At 63.3% G+C, this 17,949-nt stretch carries 19 protein-coding genes; 8 read left to right on the plus strand and 11 right to left on the minus strand.

All coding sequences use genetic code 11. The annotated features are described in order from the left end of the window. Nucleotides 1-8 precede the first annotated feature (8 nt). A complete protein-coding gene (locus CS1GBM3_RS13305) occupies nucleotides 9-587 on the minus strand; it encodes a cob(I)yrinic acid a,c-diamide adenosyltransferase (protein WP_072395881.1) in 579 nt (192 codons plus the stop codon). 168 nt (nucleotides 588-755) lie between these two features. Further along, the gene (locus CS1GBM3_RS13310) at nucleotides 756-935 is read right to left on the minus strand and encodes a twin transmembrane helix small protein (RefSeq protein ID WP_083567866.1); all 180 of its coding nucleotides are present in this window, start codon (nucleotides 933-935) and stop codon (nucleotides 756-758) included. A 363-nt stretch (nucleotides 936-1,298) separates the two neighbouring features. Here CS1GBM3_RS13310 and CS1GBM3_RS13315 point away from each other — a divergent pair, with 363 nt between their 5' ends. The 5 genes from CS1GBM3_RS13315 (at nucleotide 1,299) to CS1GBM3_RS13335 (ending at nucleotide 6,265) form a co-directional block, all read left to right on the plus strand. After that, a complete protein-coding gene (locus tag CS1GBM3_RS13315) occupies nucleotides 1,299-2,831 on the plus strand; it encodes a murein hydrolase activator EnvC family protein (protein WP_072395883.1) in 1,533 nt (510 codons plus the stop codon). Next, a complete protein-coding gene (locus tag CS1GBM3_RS13320; RefSeq protein WP_072397496.1) occupies nucleotides 2,831-4,246 on the plus strand; it encodes a S41 family peptidase in 1,416 nt (471 codons plus the stop codon). The genes CS1GBM3_RS13315 and CS1GBM3_RS13320 overlap by 1 nt, the downstream gene beginning before the upstream one ends. 104 nt (nucleotides 4,247-4,350) lie before the next feature. After that, on the plus strand, nucleotides 4,351-4,869 hold the full coding sequence (locus CS1GBM3_RS13325) for an RNA pyrophosphohydrolase (RefSeq protein WP_072395884.1): 519 nt from the start codon (nucleotides 4,351-4,353) through the stop codon (nucleotides 4,867-4,869). 158 nt (nucleotides 4,870-5,027) lie between these two features. Beyond that, nucleotides 5,028-5,549, plus strand: a complete 522-nt coding sequence (locus CS1GBM3_RS13330) for an RNA pyrophosphohydrolase (RefSeq protein ID WP_072395885.1) — start codon at nucleotides 5,028-5,030, stop codon at nucleotides 5,547-5,549. A 173-nt stretch (nucleotides 5,550-5,722) separates the two neighbouring features. Beyond that, nucleotides 5,723-6,265 (plus strand): ester cyclase, encoded by a 543-nt coding sequence (locus CS1GBM3_RS13335; RefSeq protein ID WP_072395886.1) that lies wholly within the window; start codon nucleotides 5,723-5,725, stop codon nucleotides 6,263-6,265. An 84-nt stretch (nucleotides 6,266-6,349) separates the two neighbouring features. On the opposite strand, the gene CS1GBM3_RS13340 is transcribed toward CS1GBM3_RS13335, so the two are convergent. From CS1GBM3_RS13340 to CS1GBM3_RS13370, 7 genes are all read right to left on the minus strand, one after another. Beyond that, nucleotides 6,350-6,739 carry a F0F1 ATP synthase subunit epsilon gene (locus CS1GBM3_RS13340; RefSeq protein WP_072395887.1) on the minus strand — a complete coding sequence of 130 codons (390 nt, stop codon included), beginning with the start codon at nucleotides 6,737-6,739 and terminating at the stop codon, nucleotides 6,350-6,352. 66 nt (nucleotides 6,740-6,805) lie between these two features. After that, nucleotides 6,806-7,075, minus strand: a complete 270-nt coding sequence (locus tag CS1GBM3_RS13345; RefSeq protein ID WP_244534653.1) for a hypothetical protein — start codon at nucleotides 7,073-7,075, stop codon at nucleotides 6,806-6,808. A gap of 90 nt (nucleotides 7,076-7,165) precedes the next feature. Beyond that, complete coding sequence (gene atpD / locus CS1GBM3_RS13350) at nucleotides 7,166-8,599, minus strand: F0F1 ATP synthase subunit beta (protein ID WP_072395889.1); 1,434 nt, start codon at nucleotides 8,597-8,599, stop codon at nucleotides 7,166-7,168. Nucleotides 8,600-8,621: 22 nt separating this feature from the next. After that, complete coding sequence (locus CS1GBM3_RS13355; RefSeq protein ID WP_072395891.1) at nucleotides 8,622-9,023, minus strand: organic hydroperoxide resistance protein; 402 nt, start codon at nucleotides 9,021-9,023, stop codon at nucleotides 8,622-8,624. Nucleotides 9,024-9,048: 25 nt separating this feature from the next. Then, nucleotides 9,049-9,939, minus strand: a complete 891-nt coding sequence (locus CS1GBM3_RS13360) for a F0F1 ATP synthase subunit gamma (protein ID WP_072395893.1) — start codon at nucleotides 9,937-9,939, stop codon at nucleotides 9,049-9,051. Nucleotides 9,940-10,091: 152 nt separating this feature from the next. Further along, nucleotides 10,092-11,621 (minus strand): F0F1 ATP synthase subunit alpha, encoded by a 1,530-nt coding sequence (atpA, locus tag CS1GBM3_RS13365; RefSeq protein WP_072395894.1) that lies wholly within the window; start codon nucleotides 11,619-11,621, stop codon nucleotides 10,092-10,094. A gap of 106 nt (nucleotides 11,622-11,727) precedes the next feature. Then, nucleotides 11,728-12,288, minus strand: coding sequence for a F0F1 ATP synthase subunit delta (locus tag CS1GBM3_RS13370; RefSeq protein WP_072395895.1), 561 nt, complete (start codon nucleotides 12,286-12,288; stop codon nucleotides 11,728-11,730). Nucleotides 12,289-12,666: 378 nt separating this feature from the next. Between CS1GBM3_RS13370 and CS1GBM3_RS13375 the strand changes: the two genes are divergently transcribed. Continuing rightward, entirely contained in the window at nucleotides 12,667-13,218 is a 552-nt protein-coding gene (locus CS1GBM3_RS13375) for a BA14K family protein (protein WP_072395896.1), read from the plus strand. A 557-nt stretch (nucleotides 13,219-13,775) separates the two neighbouring features. After that, complete coding sequence (locus tag CS1GBM3_RS13380; RefSeq protein ID WP_072395897.1) at nucleotides 13,776-14,060, plus strand: hypothetical protein; 285 nt, start codon at nucleotides 13,776-13,778, stop codon at nucleotides 14,058-14,060. A 117-nt stretch (nucleotides 14,061-14,177) separates the two neighbouring features. On the opposite strand, the gene CS1GBM3_RS13385 is transcribed toward CS1GBM3_RS13380, so the two are convergent. Continuing rightward, nucleotides 14,178-16,406 carry a primosomal protein N' gene (locus CS1GBM3_RS13385; RefSeq protein WP_072395898.1) on the minus strand — a complete coding sequence of 743 codons (2,229 nt, stop codon included), beginning with the start codon at nucleotides 16,404-16,406 and terminating at the stop codon, nucleotides 14,178-14,180. 141 nt (nucleotides 16,407-16,547) lie between these two features. On the opposite strand from CS1GBM3_RS13385, the gene fsa reads away from it, so the two are divergent. Continuing rightward, complete coding sequence (gene fsa, locus CS1GBM3_RS13390) at nucleotides 16,548-17,201, plus strand: fructose-6-phosphate aldolase (RefSeq protein WP_072395899.1); 654 nt, start codon at nucleotides 16,548-16,550, stop codon at nucleotides 17,199-17,201. Between the two features lie 83 nt (nucleotides 17,202-17,284). On the opposite strand, the gene CS1GBM3_RS13395 is transcribed toward fsa, so the two are convergent. Next, nucleotides 17,285-17,608, minus strand: coding sequence for an HU family DNA-binding protein (locus CS1GBM3_RS13395; protein WP_072395900.1), 324 nt, complete (start codon nucleotides 17,606-17,608; stop codon nucleotides 17,285-17,287). Nucleotides 17,609-17,949 lie beyond the last annotated feature (341 nt).

The following is a 17,949-nucleotide window of genomic DNA, read 5'->3' on the forward strand; positions in this document are numbered from 1 at the left end:
GCGCGCGCCTAGCGGTTCTGTCCCGGAACCCAGAGCACGTCACTCCGCCCGCGGTCATTGACGTAGCGCCCTGCTACGAAAAGATAGTCCGATAGGCGGTTTACATATTTGAGAGCCGCGGAACTCACGGGCTCGTTGTCTTGCGCCGCAAGCGCCACCATCTCGCGCTCGGCCCGACGGCACACGGTCCGCGCCACATGAAGTGCCGCGGAAGCCGGTGATCCACCAGGAAGAACGAACGACTTCAGGGGCTTGAGCTCAGCGTTCATCTCGTCGATCTCGGCCTCGAGGCGAGCCACCTGATCGTCGGAGATGCGCAGCGGCTCGAACCTCAGTGTCTCGCCGCGATCCGGCACGCAAAGGTCGGCGCCAAGATCGAACAGGTCGTTCTGAACGCGGCCAAGCTTCAGATCGAGCCCCGGGTGCCCGCCGAGATGCAGACGCACCATGCCGATGGCCGCGTTGGTCTCGTCAACGGTGCCGTAAGCCGCGATGCGCAGAGCGTCCTTGCGCACACGTTCGCCGGTGCCGAGGCCGGTTGTGCCGGCATCGCCCGTCTTCGTGTAAATCTTGTTCAGTTTGACCATCGCGCTCCGACCCCCGATCCGGCGCACACACTAAAGCTCTTGCGGAACGGTGAAAACCGGTTTCGCGCGCGGAGTGGCTTGGAAATGCGGGACCCGGTCTTTCGACCAGAAGCACGTCAAAACAACGGGCTAGGGGTGCTCCGCAATTCCGCTAAAGACGCGACCCCTCTAGAGATGCTGCACGTAGGCGTAGACGACGAGCAGCACGACGGCCGCGAACTGCAGGCCGACGCGCCAGCGCATCAGCTTCTGGCTGAGGTTTGGGCTGCGCCCGCGCATCATGACCCAAAGCCCTGCGAGAAGCACCGCAACGACGGCGAGCATGGTGCCCGTCGATAGGCAATACATCGCAATTTCCATTGGCGAAGGGCCTTTGCTTAGGGTGATCTGAACCCCTCATATACGACGCGCGAGGGACGAATGCCACGAATCGCCCCCACGGCCCCGTTCACAGGGGCGCGATAAATGGCCCCGCCACCTTTGATAAACCTTCATGCCCTAATTCTAACCACTTATCGGCGCGTGGTACGGCGAGCGTTCGCGTGGGGACGCGGACGCCGCCAGAAGGCAGATTTTGAAGCCATGACCGTCCGGGATCGGCGGGGTTCCAAGACGGGCGCATAACGTTCTGTCGAAACCGCGCCGGAGTGTTGGATTCCGGCACGCGCGTGCTCTAAAGAGCGCTTGAAGGTCGGGCGAGGTGGGCGAGGATTGACCCGGACGACGGACGCAACGCATCAGCAAAGGCCGCGCGCGCGCCTCACGGCGGCGGCGATTTTTGTTGCCCTCGCGTCCATGGCCGTCTCCGCCTCGCGTGCAGAACCTTCCAAGACGGCTGAAGAAGCCGCCAAGAAGCTCGAAAGCCAGAAGAACGAACTCGCCACCAAGAAGTCGCGCAGCAATGAGCTGCAGAAGGATCTCGCCGCCATCGCCGACGAGCGTCGCGAGATCAACGCGCGCCTGCTCGAGACAGCCGCACTCGTTCAAAAGAGCGAAGAGCAGATGACCGCCATCGAGACCCGCTTGGCGGGCCTCGAGCGTCAGGAGCGAGAGATTCGGGCATCGCTGGCGAAAGAGCACGGCAAGATTTCCGGCATCCTCGCCGCTCTGCAACGCATGGGGCGCAACCCGCCACCGGTCATCATCACCCAGCGCGAGGACGCGCTCGAGATGGTGCGCAGCGCGATGCTGCTTGGCGTCGCATTTCCGGGACTGCGCGCCGAGGCCCAGGCGCTGACCACCAAGCTCAATGACCTCGTCGGCGTCATGGCGAGCATCCGCCGCGAAGGAGACTCGCTGCGTGCCGAGCGCGAGCGCCTGACCACGACGCAGACGCGGCTCGCGAGCCTGCTCGAAACCAAGAAGCAAACGCTCGCCGAGCGCCAGACCGAGCTCAGCCAAGTACGTCAGGCCACCGCCGAGATCGCCAAGAACGTCACCGACTTGAGCGACCTGATCGCGAAGCTGAGCCGCCAGGTGCACGCGCCGCCGCCCATGGCGGCCGCGCCCGCGCCGGAGCCCAAGGACGAGATCGTCGCCGTGCTTCCGCCGGAGCAGAGCACGCCGTCCGAAGCGCCCCCCCCGTCCCCGACCGGGGCGCTCGTCCGCGAGACGGCGATCGACGCCTCCCCCGAGCCGGCCCCGCCCCGCGCTGAGGAAGAGGTCGCCATGTTGACCCCGCCGTCCTCGCGCCAGACGCCACCGTCGTCATCCATCGTCGAGTTGGCACCGACCGCAGCCGCGCTGAGCCCCGGCAAGCCGGACCGTATTACACCCGCTGTCCCCTTCCAGCTGGCGAAAGGCAAGTTGCCGCTGCCGGCCCGTGGCCGCAAGGCCTTGGGATTTGGCGAAAAGACACAATATGGTGGCACATCAAAGGGGATTGTGGTCGAAACCCGCTTCGGCGCCCGGGTCACCTCTCCCTGCGACGGCTGGGTCGTCTACGCCGGCGAGTTCCGCAGTTACGGGCAACTCTTGATCATCAACGCCGGCGGCGGATATCATGTCTTGATTGCAGGATTGTCTCAGATGGACGTCGGACCGGGGCAGTTCGTCCTGGCGGCCGAGCCGATCGGAACCATGAGCGGTGCACCGCGCACAGCTGAACTTACAACCGGAAGAGCGGGCGCAGGCCCAGCGCCGCAATCCAACGCACCGGTGCTTTACATAGAGTTCCGCAAGGACGGGGAGCCCATAAATTCCGACCCTTGGTGGGTCTCCTCTCTTCAGAAGGTACAGGAATGATGCGCAAGACCGACTTCGTGTTCTGGACGTTTCTGACGATGACGGGTCTCGCCGGTGCGACCACCGTCCTGAACGTCACGCAGACTTACTCGGCGAACTCGCCCAACTCCGAGCTCTACCGCCAGCTGGATCTTTTCGGTGACGTCTTCGAACGCGTCCGCTCCGACTACGTCGAGAAGCCCGACGATACCATGCTGGTCGAAAGTGCGATCAATGGCATGCTGGCCGCTCTCGATCCGCATTCCTCATACATGAGCCCGAAGAACTACCGCGACATGCAGGTGCAGACGCGTGGCGAGTTCGGTGGCCTCGGCATCGAGGTCACAATGGAGAACGGCATCGTCAAGGTCGTCGCTCCGATCGACGATACGCCTGCGTCAAAGGCGGGCATCCAGGCCAACGACCTCATCACCCATCTCGACAACGATCAGATCTCAGGCCTTACCCTCGAGCAGGCCGTTGAGAAGATGCGCGGTCCCGTTAACACGCCGATCACGCTGACCGTTGTCCGCAAGGGCCGCGACGAGCCATTCGACGTGAAGATCGTGCGCGATTTCATCCGCATCAACGCGGTCAAGGCACGCCGCGAGGGTGACATCGCCTACGTCAAGGTCACGACCTTCAACGAGCAGACCCACGCCAATCTTGTGAAGGCGATGGACAACCTCAAGAAGGAGATCGGACTCGACAAGCTGCGCGGCATCATCATCGATCTGCGCAACAATCCGGGCGGTCTGCTCGACCAGGCCATAGCCGTCTCGGATGACTTCCTCGACCGCGGCGCCATCGTGCTGACCAAGGGCCGCAACAACGAGGAGACGCAGCGCGCCCAGGCCCGTCCTGGCGACACCGCCGAGGGCAAGCCGATCGTCGTGCTGATCAACGGCGGCTCCGCCTCGGCTTCCGAGATTGTTGCCGGCGCCCTGAAGGACCACAAGCGCGCGACCGTCATCGGCACACGCTCCTTCGGCAAGGGCTCCGTGCAGACCATCATCCCGCTTGGCGCGAACGGCGCCATCCGGCTGACGACGGCGCGGTACTACACGCCGTCCAACCGCTCGATCCAGGCCAAGGGCATCGATCCTGACATCGTGATCGAGCAGGAGCTGCCCGAAGAGCTGAAGGGCAAGACGCCCGAGAAGCCCCGCGGCGAGGCGAGCCTGCGCGGCCACCTGAGGGGCGAGAGCGAAGGCAAGACCGAGGGCGAAGCGGTGCCCGGCAAGGAAGGCGAGGCCGCCGAGCCACCGAAGGAAGAGGAGTCTGGCTCCTCCGCGTACGTGCCGAAGGAGCCGGAGAAGGACACCCAGCTGCAGTTCGCGCTGAAGTTCCTGCGCGGCGAGGCGACCGGCGAGACGGTAGCGAAACCCATACAGCCTCAGAACAGCCTGTCGGCGGATAAGCCCGTGCCGAACTGACAAGGTCAGAGCTTTTGGGATAGTAACCTGCGATGGGCGCTATTCGGCGCCCATCGTCATTTCCGCCATAGCGCAACCAGTTTAATCCGTTAGCGAGCCCGCCCCTGAGCCATCCCACGCCCACCGATCCGGCCACGCTCGGCTACCGCCCCTGCGTCGGCATCATGGTGCTGAACCGCACGGGCCACGTCTGGGTCGGCCAGCGCACAGACATGCCGGGCGACGCCGAGGGCCGTGGCACCTGGTGGCAGATGCCCCAGGGCGGCATCGACGAGAACGAGGACCCGCGGCGCGCGGCGTTGCGCGAGCTGCGCGAGGAGACCGCCATTCAAAGCGTTGACATAATTGGCGAAGCCGAAGAGTGGCTGACCTACGATTTGCCGCCTCACTTGGTCGGCGTGGCCTGGGGCGGCCGCTACCGGGGCCAGCGCCAGAAATGGTTCGCCGCCCGCTTCCTGGGCGACGACAGCGAGATTGATCTCGGCATTCCCGGCACGCCGCATGCGGAATTCGTCACCTGGCGCTGGTGTGCCCCTGCCGAGCTTCCAGCATTGATCGTGCCGTTCAAACGCAACGTATACCTTGCTGTGCTACGGTCGTTTGAGCCCCTGCTTAAAGCCTAGGCAGCGTGCCAAGCCGGTCACGTAGTGGTGCCGATATTCCTCACGGCACAGACAGTGTGACAAAAAACCGTTATTTTTCGGCTTGAGAATGGCCCTGATTCGGTCGCGAGGCGCGCGTAGGCTTTGTCCTGTCGGCCACAGGCAGCAGATCACGAACCATGACCCAAGTAACGCTCAATACCGATGAAAGCCCTCGCGACCTGCCCTACAGGCCGTGCGTCGGCATCATGCTGCTGAACAAGGAGGGTCGCGTCTGGACCGGACGCCGCCTGCCGAAGTGGGTGGGCGACAAGTCCGCATACGTCTGGCAGATGCCGCAAGGCGGTCTGCTGAAAGGAGAGGAACCGGTCCTAGCCGCTTACCGGGAACTCAGGGAGGAGACCAGCGTCACCAGCGCCGAGCTCATCGCCGAGATCCCACAGTGGCTGACGTACGATCTTCCCGAGCCGCTCCTCGGCGTGGCGCTGAAGGGCAAATACCGGGGCCAGCGCCAACGTTGGTTCGCCATGCGGTTCTGGGGAGACGACAGCGAGATCAATATCCGTCCACGCGGCGGCAAGGCGGAATTCGACCGCTGGCGCTGGCGCGACATGCACGAGCTGCCCGAGTTGGTCGTGCCATTCAAGAAGCCGATTTACCAAACCGTCATCGAGAGATTTGCTTATCTCGCTCAAAGCTGAAATGAAGGGATGGATCGGACCTTCAATCTGATCCAAATCAAATCCCGCTTCGCCTCATGATTTAGCGATAGATGGCGCAGTCGGTCTCACTTTGAGGGCGGCTGCGCATTCGTGTTGACTGAACGATTGAACTCCTAGCCAACCTTCGTGTTAAAGCTGCTGAGCCTGCTGCCATGTCCCAACGCACCTTGACGAGAACGCTTCCTCCGTTCAACGACGGCGCCGACTACCAGTCGGGGCAGCCCTTCGACACGGAAGAATACAACCGCATCAAGGAGCTATGGCTCGACCATATCGCCGCCGAGCATCGCGGCGACATTCCCGGCCTGCTCGCCACCCTGACAGATGACTGCGTCTACACGATCCTGAACAATGGCAAGGTCTGGCACGGCCACGAAGGCGCCGCGCAGTTTTACGATGGCTTCCTGAAGGCCTTCCCCGAGAACTGCTTTTCCGTCGTCAACGTGTTCGTAGGCCCGCAAGGCGTGGTTGAGGAAGCGCACTTCAACGGCGTCCACCACGGCGAGCTGCTGGGCCTGCCGTCCACCGGGCACCCGATCGAATTCGACGTCGTGCTGCTGTTTCCGTGGGATCCGGTGAAGAAGCGCTTCAAAGGCGAGCGCATCTATTTCGCTATCGAGCACAGTCTGCTGGCGAACGTCGGCCAGCTTCTGCGCCGCATGAACCGCAAGCTCGATCTCGCCGAGCAGAAGTAGCCGACGTCTCGGTGCATGTCGTCCGAAAACAAAAAAGCGCCCGTAGTCGGGCGCTTTTTTTTATTCATTTGAGCTGTAAGGCTCTTAAGCCTTGAGCCGCGACAGCGTATCGATGGCCTGATTCGCCACCAGCCGCTCCGCATCGTCCTTGGCAGACGCGAGATCGGCCTCGGCCTGCGAAAGCGCCTCCGACAGTGCGGCGCCGGTGAGTTCGGCCACATCGACAGCCTTCTCCGCCAGCACCGTAACGCGCTCCGGCTCGACCTGCGCGAACGCCTGACGCACGAACACGCTGGCCTTGGAGCCGCCGAGCACCACGTCGACCACACCGGGCCGCAACGTCGAGATCAACGGCGAATGTCCGGGCAGAACCGTCATGTCACCCTCGGCGCCTGGAAGCAGAACCTGCTCCGCCTCGCCCGAAAGCAGCACCTTCTCGGGGCTGACCAGCTCGAATGTGAACGTCTGAGCCATCGGCTTCCTGTCCTCGATCCTGCCCCGGCCTTGGCCCGCACGAGTGCGGGCTCGACCCCCGAGGCCTTACGCGTCGTCCTCTTCGCCGTTGCCGGCTTTCGCCTTCACGTCGTCCGGCGTCTGCAGGCCCTTGCCGCAGAACGGACAGAAGAAGACCGGATGATCGACCATGCCGGGCTCCTCGTCCTCGAGCTCGACGAGCCCGACCGACATGTAGAGCACACCATCGTCACCCACCGTGATGAGCGGCTCGTACTCCTCGCCGCTCATTGCATCGGCGAGATCCGGGCAACACGTCCCAAAGCCGCCGTTTCCACCCGCTGCTTCTATCGTCATGCGATCCCCCGCTTCATAGCCAGACTTAGACTCTCATAGAGTGATTCGAAGCACGACATTGCGGCGGGGGAGGCACCCGAAGGTGGGCCCTTATGCCGCCTCGGCGAGCTTCTCCGCCTTGGCGATGGCCTCGTCGATCGAGCCCACCATGTAGAATGCCGGCTCCGGCAGATGGTCGTAGTCGCCGTCACAAAGGCCCTTGAAGCCCTTGATCGTGTCGGCGAGCGACACGAGCTTGCCGGGCGAGCCGGTGAACACCTCGGCGACCGTGAACGGCTGCGACATGAAGCGCTCGATCTTGCGGGCGCGGGCAACCGTGAGCTTGTCGTCTTCCGAAAGCTCGTCCATGCCGAGAATGGCGATGATGTCCTGCAGCGCCTTGTAGCGCTGGAGGATAGACTGCACCTGACGCGCGACCTGATAGTGCTCCTCACCAACGATGCGCGGATCGAGCATGCGCGACGTCGAGTCGAGCGGGTCGACGGCCGGGTAGATGCCCTTCTCTGCGATCGAGCGCGAAAGAACCGTGGTCGCATCCAAGTGAGCGAACGAAGTGGCAGGCGCCGGGTCGGTCAAGTCGTCGGCCGGCACGTAAATGGCCTGCACCGAGGTGATCGAACCCTTGTTGGTGGTGGTGATGCGCTCCTGCAGAGCGCCCATATCGGTGGCGAGCGTCGGCTGATAGCCCACCGCCGAAGGAATGCGGCCGAGAAGCGCCGACACTTCCGAGCCCGCCTGCGTGAAGCGGAAGATGTTGTCGACGAAGAACAACACGTCCTGGCCCTTGTCGCGGAAGTCCTCGGCGACCGTCAGGCCCGAGAGCGCAACGCGCATACGTGCGCCCGGCGGCTCGTTCATCTGGCCGTACACGAGAGCGCACTTGGAGCCCTTGGTCGAGCCGTTGTTCTTCTTCGGGTCGATGTTGACCTTCGACTCGATCATCTCGTGATAGAGGTCGTTGCCTTCACGCGTACGCTCACCGACGCCCGCGAACACGGAGTAGCCGCCGTGCGCCTTCGCGATGTTGTTGATGAGCTCCATGATGAGAACGGTCTTGCCGACGCCGGCGCCGCCGAACAGACCGATCTTGCCGCCCTTTGCGTAAGGCGCGAGCAGGTCGACAACCTTGATGCCCGTAACCAGGATCTGCGCTTCCGTCGCCTGATCGGCGAACGTCGGAGCCGGCTGGTGGATGGCGCGCGTGGCGTTGGTATTGACCGGGCCGGCTTCGTCCACCGGCTCGCCGATCACGTTGATGATGCGGCCCAACGTCTCCTCGCCGACCGGCACCGAGATCGGGGCCCCCGTGTCGGTCACGGCCTGGCCGCGAACGAGACCTTCGGTCGAGTCCATGGCGATGGTGCGGACCGTATTTTCTCCGAGGTGCTGCGCAACCTCGAGCACCAGGCGGTTGCCCTGGTTGTCCGTCTCCAGCGAGTTCAGGATCTCCGGCAGATGATCGTCGAACTGCACGTCGACGACAGCGCCCATGACCTGGCGAACTTTACCGACCTTGCTTGCCATTTTCCTCTCCAGCCAAAATTGCTCAGGCGACTGTCAGCGTCACGGGAATGTTCCCGCGCGTCGCCTTTGAATAGGGACAAATCTGATGCGCTTCCTCGACCAGCGCCTCGAGCGCGGCCTTGTCGGCACCAGGAAGCGAAACCTTGAGATCGACGGCGAGCGAGAAGCCGTCGGTGGTGTTGAGCGTGACCTCGGCCGTCACCCGCGCAGCCTGGCCATCGAGACCGTGCTTCTTGGCCAGCACCAGGATCGCCTGGCCGAAGCAGGACGAATAGCCTAGCGCGAACAGCTGCTCGGGGTTGTGGCCTTCGCCCGAACCGCCAAGCTCCTTCGGCAGCGCCATGGCGAGCGCCAGCGCATTGCCTTCGAGGATCGCGCGACCGTCCCGGCCGCCTTTCGTCGTTGCTGTCGTCTTGTATGCCATTGTCCGCTCCTCAACGCTTGACCGGTTAGAGAGCCTCGGCACCGGAGATGATCTCGATCAGCTCCTTCGTGATGTTCGCCTGGCGCTGGCGGTTATACTTCACCGTCAGCTTGTTGATCATCTCACCGGCGTTGCGCGTCGCGCTGTCCATGGCGCTCATGCGCGCGCCCTGCTCGGACGCCGCGTTCTCGAGCAAGCCACGGAAGATCTGCGTCGAGACGTTCCGCGTCAGCAGATAGCCGAGGATCGCATCCTCGTCCGGCTCGTACTCGACGACCGCCTGCGCGCCTGCCGCCTTGCCGTCCTCTGCCGCATTCACTTCCGGCAACTTCGCCGGAATGAGCTGCAGTGCCGTCGGCTTCTGCGCGATCACGCTCTTGAACTCAGAGAAATAGAGCGTCGCCACATCGAACTCGCCCGCCTCGAAGCTCGCGAGCACCTTGCTCCCGATCTCCTCGGCATTGACAAACCCGAGCTGGCGAATGCCCTTGAGCTCGATGCGCTCGATGATATTGCGGCCGAGGTCCCGGCGAAGGTTCTCAGCACCCTTGCGGCCCACGGTCAGAATTTTGACCGTCTTTCCAGCCGCCAGAAGCTTTTGCGCATCCGCGCGCGCAAGCTTGGCGATATTCGAGTTGAAGCCGCCGGCGAGACCGCGCTCCGCGGTCATGACGATCAGCAAGTGGGTCTGGTCCTTGCCCGTGCCGACGAGCAACGGCGAAGCGCCGTCGCGATTGGCGCTCTTACCGAGAGCAGCAAGCACGGCGTCCATGCGCTCGGCATAGGGACGCGCGGCCGTCGCCGCTTCCTGAGCACGACGCAGCTTCGCCGCGGCCACCATCTGCATGGCCTTGGTGATCTTGCGCGTCGCCTTGACCGACGAGATGCGGTTTCTGAGATCCTTTAAGCTCGGCATGGCGCCTCGGGCTTCCTTCGCTTAGTCCGGCTCTCCCTCTGTCATCCCGCCTTTGCGCATCGCGCGACGCAAGATCCAGAGTTGTATTTATTGCTCCAGGCTTGAGCCCGGACCCGGAGCGCTCGCGCGCATCCGGGCATCTTACGTGAGCGTCAGGCCACGAAGTTCTTGGCGAACGTGTCGAGGAACGCCACGAGCTTCTTCTCGGTCTCGTCCGAAACCGCCTTGTCGGCGGCAATCGTCGACAGGATCGAGCTTTCGTCGCGCAGCCCCGAGAGCAGACCCGCCTCGAACTTGCCCACGGCCGAGACCGGCAACGGATCGAGATAGCCGCGCGTACCGGCGAAGATCACCGCCACTTGCTCTTCCATCTTGAGCGGAGAGAACTGCGGCTGCTTCAGGAGCTCGGTCAGGCGCGCACCGCGTGCGAGCAGCTTCTGCGTCGCAGCATCGAGGTCGGAGCCAAACTGCGCGAACGCCGCCATTTCGCGATACTGCGCGAGTTCGCCTTTGATCTTGCCGGCAACCTGCTTCATCGCCTTCGTCTGAGCCGACGAGCCGACGCGCGAAACTGAGAGGCCGACGTTCACGGCCGGACGGATGCCCTGATAGAAGAGATCGGTTTCGAGGAAGATCTGCCCGTCGGTGATCGAGATCACGTTGGTCGGAATGTAAGCCGACACGTCGTTGGCCTGCGTCTCGATGACGGGCAGCGCCGTGAGCGAGCCCTTGCCGGCCGCGTCGCCGAGCTTCGCGGCGCGCTCGAGCAGGCGGGAATGGAGATAGAACACGTCGCCCGGGTAGGCTTCACGGCCCGGCGGGCGGCGCAGCAGGAGCGACATCTGGCGGTAAGCGACAGCCTGCTTCGAGAGGTCGTCATAAGCGATCACGGCGTGCATGCCGTTGTCGCGGAAATACTCGCCCATCGTGCAGCCCGTGAACGGCGCCAGGTACTGCATGGGGGCCGGATCGGAGGCCGTCGCGGCGACGACGATCGAATATTCGAGAGCGCCACGCTCCTCGAGCACCTTCACGAACTGGGCAACGGTGGAGCGCTTCTGGCCGACGGCGACATAGACGCAGTAGAGCTTGGCGCTCTCGTCATTGCCGGCGTTGATCGGCTTCTGGTTGAGGAAGGTATCGAGAACGATGGCGGTCTTGCCGGTCTGGCGGTCGCCGATGATAAGCTCACGCTGGCCGCGACCGATCGGGATCAGAGCGTCGACAGCCTTGAGGCCCGTGGCCATCGGCTCGTGCACCGACTTGCGCGGCAGAATACCCGGCGCTTTGACGTCGACGCGCTTCTTCTCGGTCGACTGGATCGGACCTTTGCCGTCGATCGGATTGCCGAGACCATCGACGACCCGGCCGAGAAGGCCCCTGCCAACCGGCACCTCGACGATGGCGCCGGTGCGCTTCACCGTATCGCCTTCCTTGATCGTACGGTCATCGCCGAACACGACGACGCCGACATTATCGGTTTCGAGGTTGAGCGCCATGCCGCGGATGCCGCCGGGGAACTCGACCATCTCACCGGCTTGCACGTTGTCGAGGCCATAGACGCGCGCAATGCCGTCGCCTACCGACAGCACCTGCCCGATCTCGGAAACCTCGGCCTCCTTGCCGAAGTTCTTGATCTGATCCTTCAGGATCGAGGTGATCTCTGCAGCCCGGATGTCCATCACTTGACCTCTGTATTTAGGGCGTTTTCTCTGTGTTTTCTGGTGTTAGGGAGCACGATAAACGCGCTCTCCTGAATGAGTGAGCAGCTTTCGCTGCCTATTCGCTTCAAGTGCCTCCCTTGAGCGAAAGACTGAGATTCGCAAGTTTCGTCCGGAGCGACGAATCGACCATGCGGCTGCCGAGCTTCACGATGAGCCCGCCGATCAGCGAGGGGTCGACCTTCGCGACGAGCTTGACGCTCTTGCCGATCTTCTCCTCCAGCGCGGCCTTAAGGGCCGCCGTCTGAGCGTCCGTCAGCGGATGCGCGCTTGCGACGTTCGCCGTCACCTCGCCGCGTGCCTTGGCAGCCAGCGCCAGGAAGGCCTGCACCATCTGTGGGGCCACAAACAGGCGCCGATTGCGCGCCACGAGCCCGAAGAAGTTCTTCGCAAGGCTGCTCACGCCAGCCTTGTCAAGCACACTTCCAATGGCACGAGCCTGTTCGTCAGCCGCGATGACCGGGCTCCGGATGAGCCGCTGGAAATCGGGGGAGAGGTCGTAAAGTTGCTGGAATTTGACGAGATCCTGCTCGACCTCGGAAACGGTGTTCTGCTCTTGGGCGAGATCGAATAAAGCCGACGCGTAGCGCCCCGCCACACCGGCCACGATTGGTTCTTCTGTCGCCACGTCAGGAAATCTCGCGCGCTCAAGGGGTTGTAGGAAGCCCCGCGGCCGAAGCCACAGCCTGAAATGTCCAGGAGGAGATACGGGCGAGGCGAACTGAACCACCAGCATAGCTGGCCCGTACCGTCCCCCGACCGAAAACCCGCGGTTCTGTATCATGTGCGTCACGATGCATCAACCGGCCTCGGAAGGCTGGAACGACGCATTTTCCGCGGCCATTCATCACCCCCTTCGAGCGATGCTCAGCCATCTGCGGTTGATCCGCATCACGAACAACACCCCTTGCCCCGGTAGGATTTCGTAGGAGGGATCCCCACATGCAGCACAAGGCTGCGTGGATCACGAGGGGTAGCCGAAAAATGAGAAAGATGGAGCACGAGTATGAGGAGCATAAAATTCCTCGCGCTTGCCGCCTTGGCCGCCCTGCCGTTGTCCGCAACGGGCGCTAGTGCTGCTGCGGTGGCGCCGGGCGCAGGAAAGGCCTTAGCGGCACAGATCGACGCCCGAGCCAATATCATCGACGTCCGCAAGGGCGGCGGTGGTGGCTTCCGCGGCATGCGCGGTGGGGGAGGTTTCCGAGGCATGGCTGGTGGGGGAGGCTTTCGCGGCCTCCGCGCCGGCGGACCACGGGTCGGCATGAGAGGCGGTCACTTCCGCGGCATGAGGGGCGGTGGCCCGCGCCATGCATTCCGTGGCGGGCGCCATTGGCACGGAGGCCGCCACCACCATCACCGCCACTGGCGACATCGCCGCTTCTATCCGGCCTGGTACGGCGTGCCATACTATTATTACGATTACGGCCCGACCTACTATTACGATGATTACGATGACGATGCGGTGGCACGTTGCGCCGCCCGTTATCATTCCTTCGACTCGGCGACCGGCACTTTCCTGCACGTCAGCGGAGAGCGGCGTCGCTGCCCGTATCTCTAAGGGCAGCGCCAAAGTAAGCTGGAAGACGCTACATTCACCTGTGAGGCGGCGCCCTTCCTCGAAAGGAGCGGCGCCTCACCCACCCCCGAGATCACCTTGAATGCTCGAATTTCTGGCGGCGCCATCGTGTGCCGCCAGCGATTGCGCCTGCGTCCGCGCTTTCGGGGTCCGTTCATCGCCTCCCATCTCAAACAGCGGGGGGCAAAAGGATCGAATAGGTAAAATTACGTCGGTATAATCGCGACATCGGTTGCAAGGCTGTGTGAACCACGTGGGAAGCCGAATTGAACCACACAGGAGCATCACACATGAGAAGCAAAAAATTTCTGGCGATCACTACCCTGCCCACCCTGCCGCTTGCGGCTCAGATAGCAGAACCGCCGCACAAGCCGCGCCGGCAGCCTGAAAGGTCTGTCGGCGTGGCCTCCACACGTTGGCAACAAATATGAACGGCAGCTGCACGCCTCATTCAAGGTGAGTTCAGCACGTCCCCCCCATCAATGATCCCAACGCGCCGGCACAGGCTGGCGCTTGGATCAGAACGAAGGGGATGTCAGATGACGTTCAAGAAAATCACCACGTCTGCTGCTGTAATCACGAGCCTGCTCGCTGCCAGCTTGAGCCCGCTTGCGACGACCGCCGCCAACGCCCACGACGGCTGGCGCGGAAAACATAATCATGGGTATTCGCGCCACTACGACGGGCCCCGTCACTATCACGGTCCGCGCCATCGGTATGGCTACAAGCGCCACAAGCACGGCCGCGATGTCGCGAAGGGAATTGCCATCGGCCTCGGCGTCCTGGCCGTCGGATCGATCCTCGCCTCGGGGCATCATCGCTAGAGCCTGATCGTTTGAGATGCGAGCCCTTGCCGAAGGCAAGCTTCAACTGTCTTGCCGGAGGTGAGCCCCACGGGGAGCTCGCATCGAGAACGCACTCAAGTCGGAGCGCACTGGCCCTTACAAGAAATTGTAGGGATCCACATCGACGGTGAGGCGCACGTCCCCCCCGATCTTGGGCAGCGCCTCACCCCAAGCCCTGAGATAGGCCTGGATGTTCTTATCCCGGGGTGCCTTCACCAGCAACCGCCAGCGATGGCGCCCGCGCACGATGGCAATGGGCGCCTCTGCCGGCCCGAGTACTTCGATGTGCTCCGCGCGCGGCGCGCGACGCGCCACCTCGCGCGCGTAGGTCTCGGCGAGATCCTTGTCCCGCGCCGAGATGACGATGGCCGCAAGCCGCCCGAACGGCGGCAATACCCCACGGCGCCGCATGTCGATCTCGCGATCCAGAAACGCCTCGCGATCGCCCGAGATGATCGCCTCCATCACCGGATGCTCCGGCATGTGCGTCTGGATGTAGCCGCGTCCCTTGGTCAGCGCACGCCCCGCACGCCCCGTCACCTGATGCAGGAGCTGGAACGTCCGCTCACCCGCCCGGGGATCGGCGCCCATCGAAAGCCCGAGATCGCCGTCGACGATGCCGACCGTTGCCAACAGCGGAAAGTTGTGACCCTTGGCGACGATCTGCGTGCCGATGATGATGTCGACCTCGCCGCTTTCGATCGAGCCGATGATCCGGCGCATCTCTTCGAGACCCGGAATGAGGTCGGACGAAAGGAGCGCCATGCGCGCCTCGGGAAAGCGCGCCTGCACCTCCTCCGCAACGCGTTCGACACCAGGCCCGCAGGCAACCAGCGAGCCATTTTCTCCGCATTTCGGGCACGCCTCCGGGATCGGCAGCGAGAAGCCGCAGTGATGGCAGTTGAGCCGCCGGCGGAAACGATGCTCGACGAGCCACGCCGTGCATTGCGGGCACTCGAAGCGATGCCCGCAGCTCCGGCACAAGGTCAGAGGAGCGTAACCCCGTCGGTTGAGGAACAAGAGCGACTGCTGTCGATCCTTGAGCGTCTCTGCCACTGCATCGACCAGCACTGGCGAGAGCCACTGCCCCTTTTCGGGCGGATGCGCCCTGAGATCGATCGGCTTCACGTCGGGCAGCTCCGCACCGGTGAACCGCCCAGGCAGCACGATATGCCGATAGCGCCCCGTGCGCGCGTTGACGTGGCTCTCGATCGACGGTGTCGCCGACGCCAGCACGACCGGAAACTTGCCCAGGCTGCCCCGCACAACACTCATGTCGCGCGCCTGGTAGTGCACGCGATCGTCCTGCTTGAAGCCCGCGTCGTGTTCTTCGTCCACGACGATGAGCCCGAGATCGGCATAAGGCAGAAACAGCGCCGAGCGCGCCCCGACCACGACGCGGGCCTCTCCCGTCGCTGCCGCGCGCCAGACGCGCCCGCGCTCCGCTGACGAAAGCGCCGAATGCCATTCCGCCGGCTGACATCCGAAGCGCGCCACGAACCGGCTCATAAACTGCCCCGTGAGCGCGATCTCGGGCAGCATGATGATTGCCTGCCGCCCGCGCTTCAGCGTTTCCGCAACCGCCTCGAAATAGACTTCCGTCTTGCCCGAGCCGGTCACGCCATCGAGCAGCGAGACCGAGAACGCATCGCCATGCACGGCGGACGCCAGTGCATGCACCGCCTCTGCCTGCTGAGGCGTGAAATCGGTGACGCGGTGCGCGGGATTGGGCTCCGGGAATCGCCGCTCCGGGATGACCACGTCGACGAGGTTGCCCGACGCCACAAGCCCATCCACCACAGCCGTGCTGCACGCCGCCTCAGCCGCCAACGCCGACTTGGCGCGGATTTGCCCGTCGCGCGCCAGATCGAGCGCCCGTCGTCGCGCCGGGGTCATGCGCGCCGGCTCCGGCGCATCGGCCACGATGCGCACGCCGAAACGCGGCTTCACGGGCTCGAATGCCGCCTGCGCGCTCATCATCATGCGCACCACGATGCCGATCGGCGCCAGCGTGTAGTTCGCGATCCACTCGGCAAAGCGCAGCGAGGCAAGCGGCAAAGGCGGCACGTCGAGCCGCTCGCTGAGCGCCTTCATCTTCTTGGGATCGACGGGGCGATCGCTGCCCCCGAAGGCCGCGTCCCACACCACGCCGATGCGCGTCTGAACCCCGAACGGCACCAGAACGAAGGCCCCGGGCTCGGCCACAAGCCCCTCCGGCACCAGATAATCGTAGGTCTGGTTCAGCGGCGCACCGGGCATCAGCACCGGCGCGACGGCCCGCGCGGCGCTTTCACCTTTTTCATTAAGGCCAAGAAGGCTATCCAAGTGGGTCGTTACCGGATTAGAAGAACTACCAATCACGCGTCAGCGACAGCTTAGGCGGAAAGATGAGGCGGACTGACGGCCATCGTCTGATCGCCTATGCCGAGCGGGCCCCCATACCGAGGGGAACACGAAGGACCAGGAATGAAGTTTTTTGTCGATACCGCCGATGTCAACGAAATCAAGGAGCTGGCCGAGACCGGCCTGCTTGACGGCGTCACCACCAACCCCTCGCTGATTGCAAAATCCGGCCGCGACTTCAAGCAGACGATCGCCGAGATCTGCGACATCGTCCCCGGCCCCGTCTCGGCCGAAGTGGCCGCGACCGACTATGAGGGGATGCGTAGGGAAGCAGACGTGCTGCGCAAGATCGCCAAGAACGTTGCAATCAAAGTCCCGTTGACTCTCGACGGGCTTAAGGCCTGCAAGGCGCTGACCTCAGAAGGCACCATGGTCAACGTCACACTTTGCTTCTCGGCAAACCAGGCGCTGCTAGCCGCAAAAGCCGGAGCGACGTTCGTCTCGCCCTTCATCGGCCGCCTCGACGACATTGGCCTGAACGGCATGGACCTGATCCGCGAAATCCGCGCCATCTACGACAACTATCAGGATCTCGAGACGGACATCCTCGCCGCCTCGATCCGGACGGTGAATCACGTCAAGGAGGCGGCCCTGATCGGCGCTGACGTGGCAACTGTCCCGCCCACGATCCTGAAGGCCCTCGTCAAGCACCCGCTGACGGATGCCGGGCTCGCTCAGTTCGTTGCCGACTGGAAGAAGACCGGCCAGACAATCTGAGGTGCTCCTCGCACCGCGCAACAGAAGAAGGCGGGCGGCCTGTGTGGCCACCCGCCTTTTCCATTCGATCACGCGCGAAGAGCTTAGATCTGCTCTTTGAGATCCTTGGCAGCGCGGAAAGCAACCTTCTTGCTGGCCTTGATCTTGATCGCTTCACCCGTGGCCGGATTGCGGCCCATGCGAGCCGGACGCTTGCGCACCTGCAGGATGCCGAGGCCGCCGATGCGGATCCGGTCACCCTTTTTGAGGTGCTTGGCGATCATCGCGATCATGTCCTCGAGCACGGCGTTGGCCTGCTTCTTCGGAAGATCGTGCGCCTCTGCGAGCGCGGTGCCCAGGTGGCGAAGCGTAACGGTGTTGACGGGCTTGGCGGCCTTGGGAGCAGCCTTGGTGACGGTTTTAGCCATGGAAGTTTCCTCAATGAGAGAATCAGAATCACCGCGAAAACATACAGTAACAAATGAAGATTCGCGGCTACCGAACCAAAAAGACTACGTTTTTTAGGCTCGCACGGGAGTTTTGGTCACGCTTGCAAACGCAACGATGCGCATTTGTCCGCTATTTACGGGCCTTTCTCAGCACCACGCATGCAAGGCGTCATCGAAAGTTGCATAGCGCCGCGCGCGTTTCCTCGCAATCGGTCACGTGCGAAAAGACGCGATTCATAAGCATCAATCGACTCCAGAGTAGCGAATAACGCCGTCTTTCCGGGCTTTTTTGAGCAACGCACCAACGCATCGATAGAACA

Source organism: Hyphomicrobium sp. CS1GBMeth3, assembly GCF_900117455.1.
Lineage (GTDB): Bacteria > Pseudomonadota > Alphaproteobacteria > Rhizobiales > Hyphomicrobiaceae > Hyphomicrobium_C.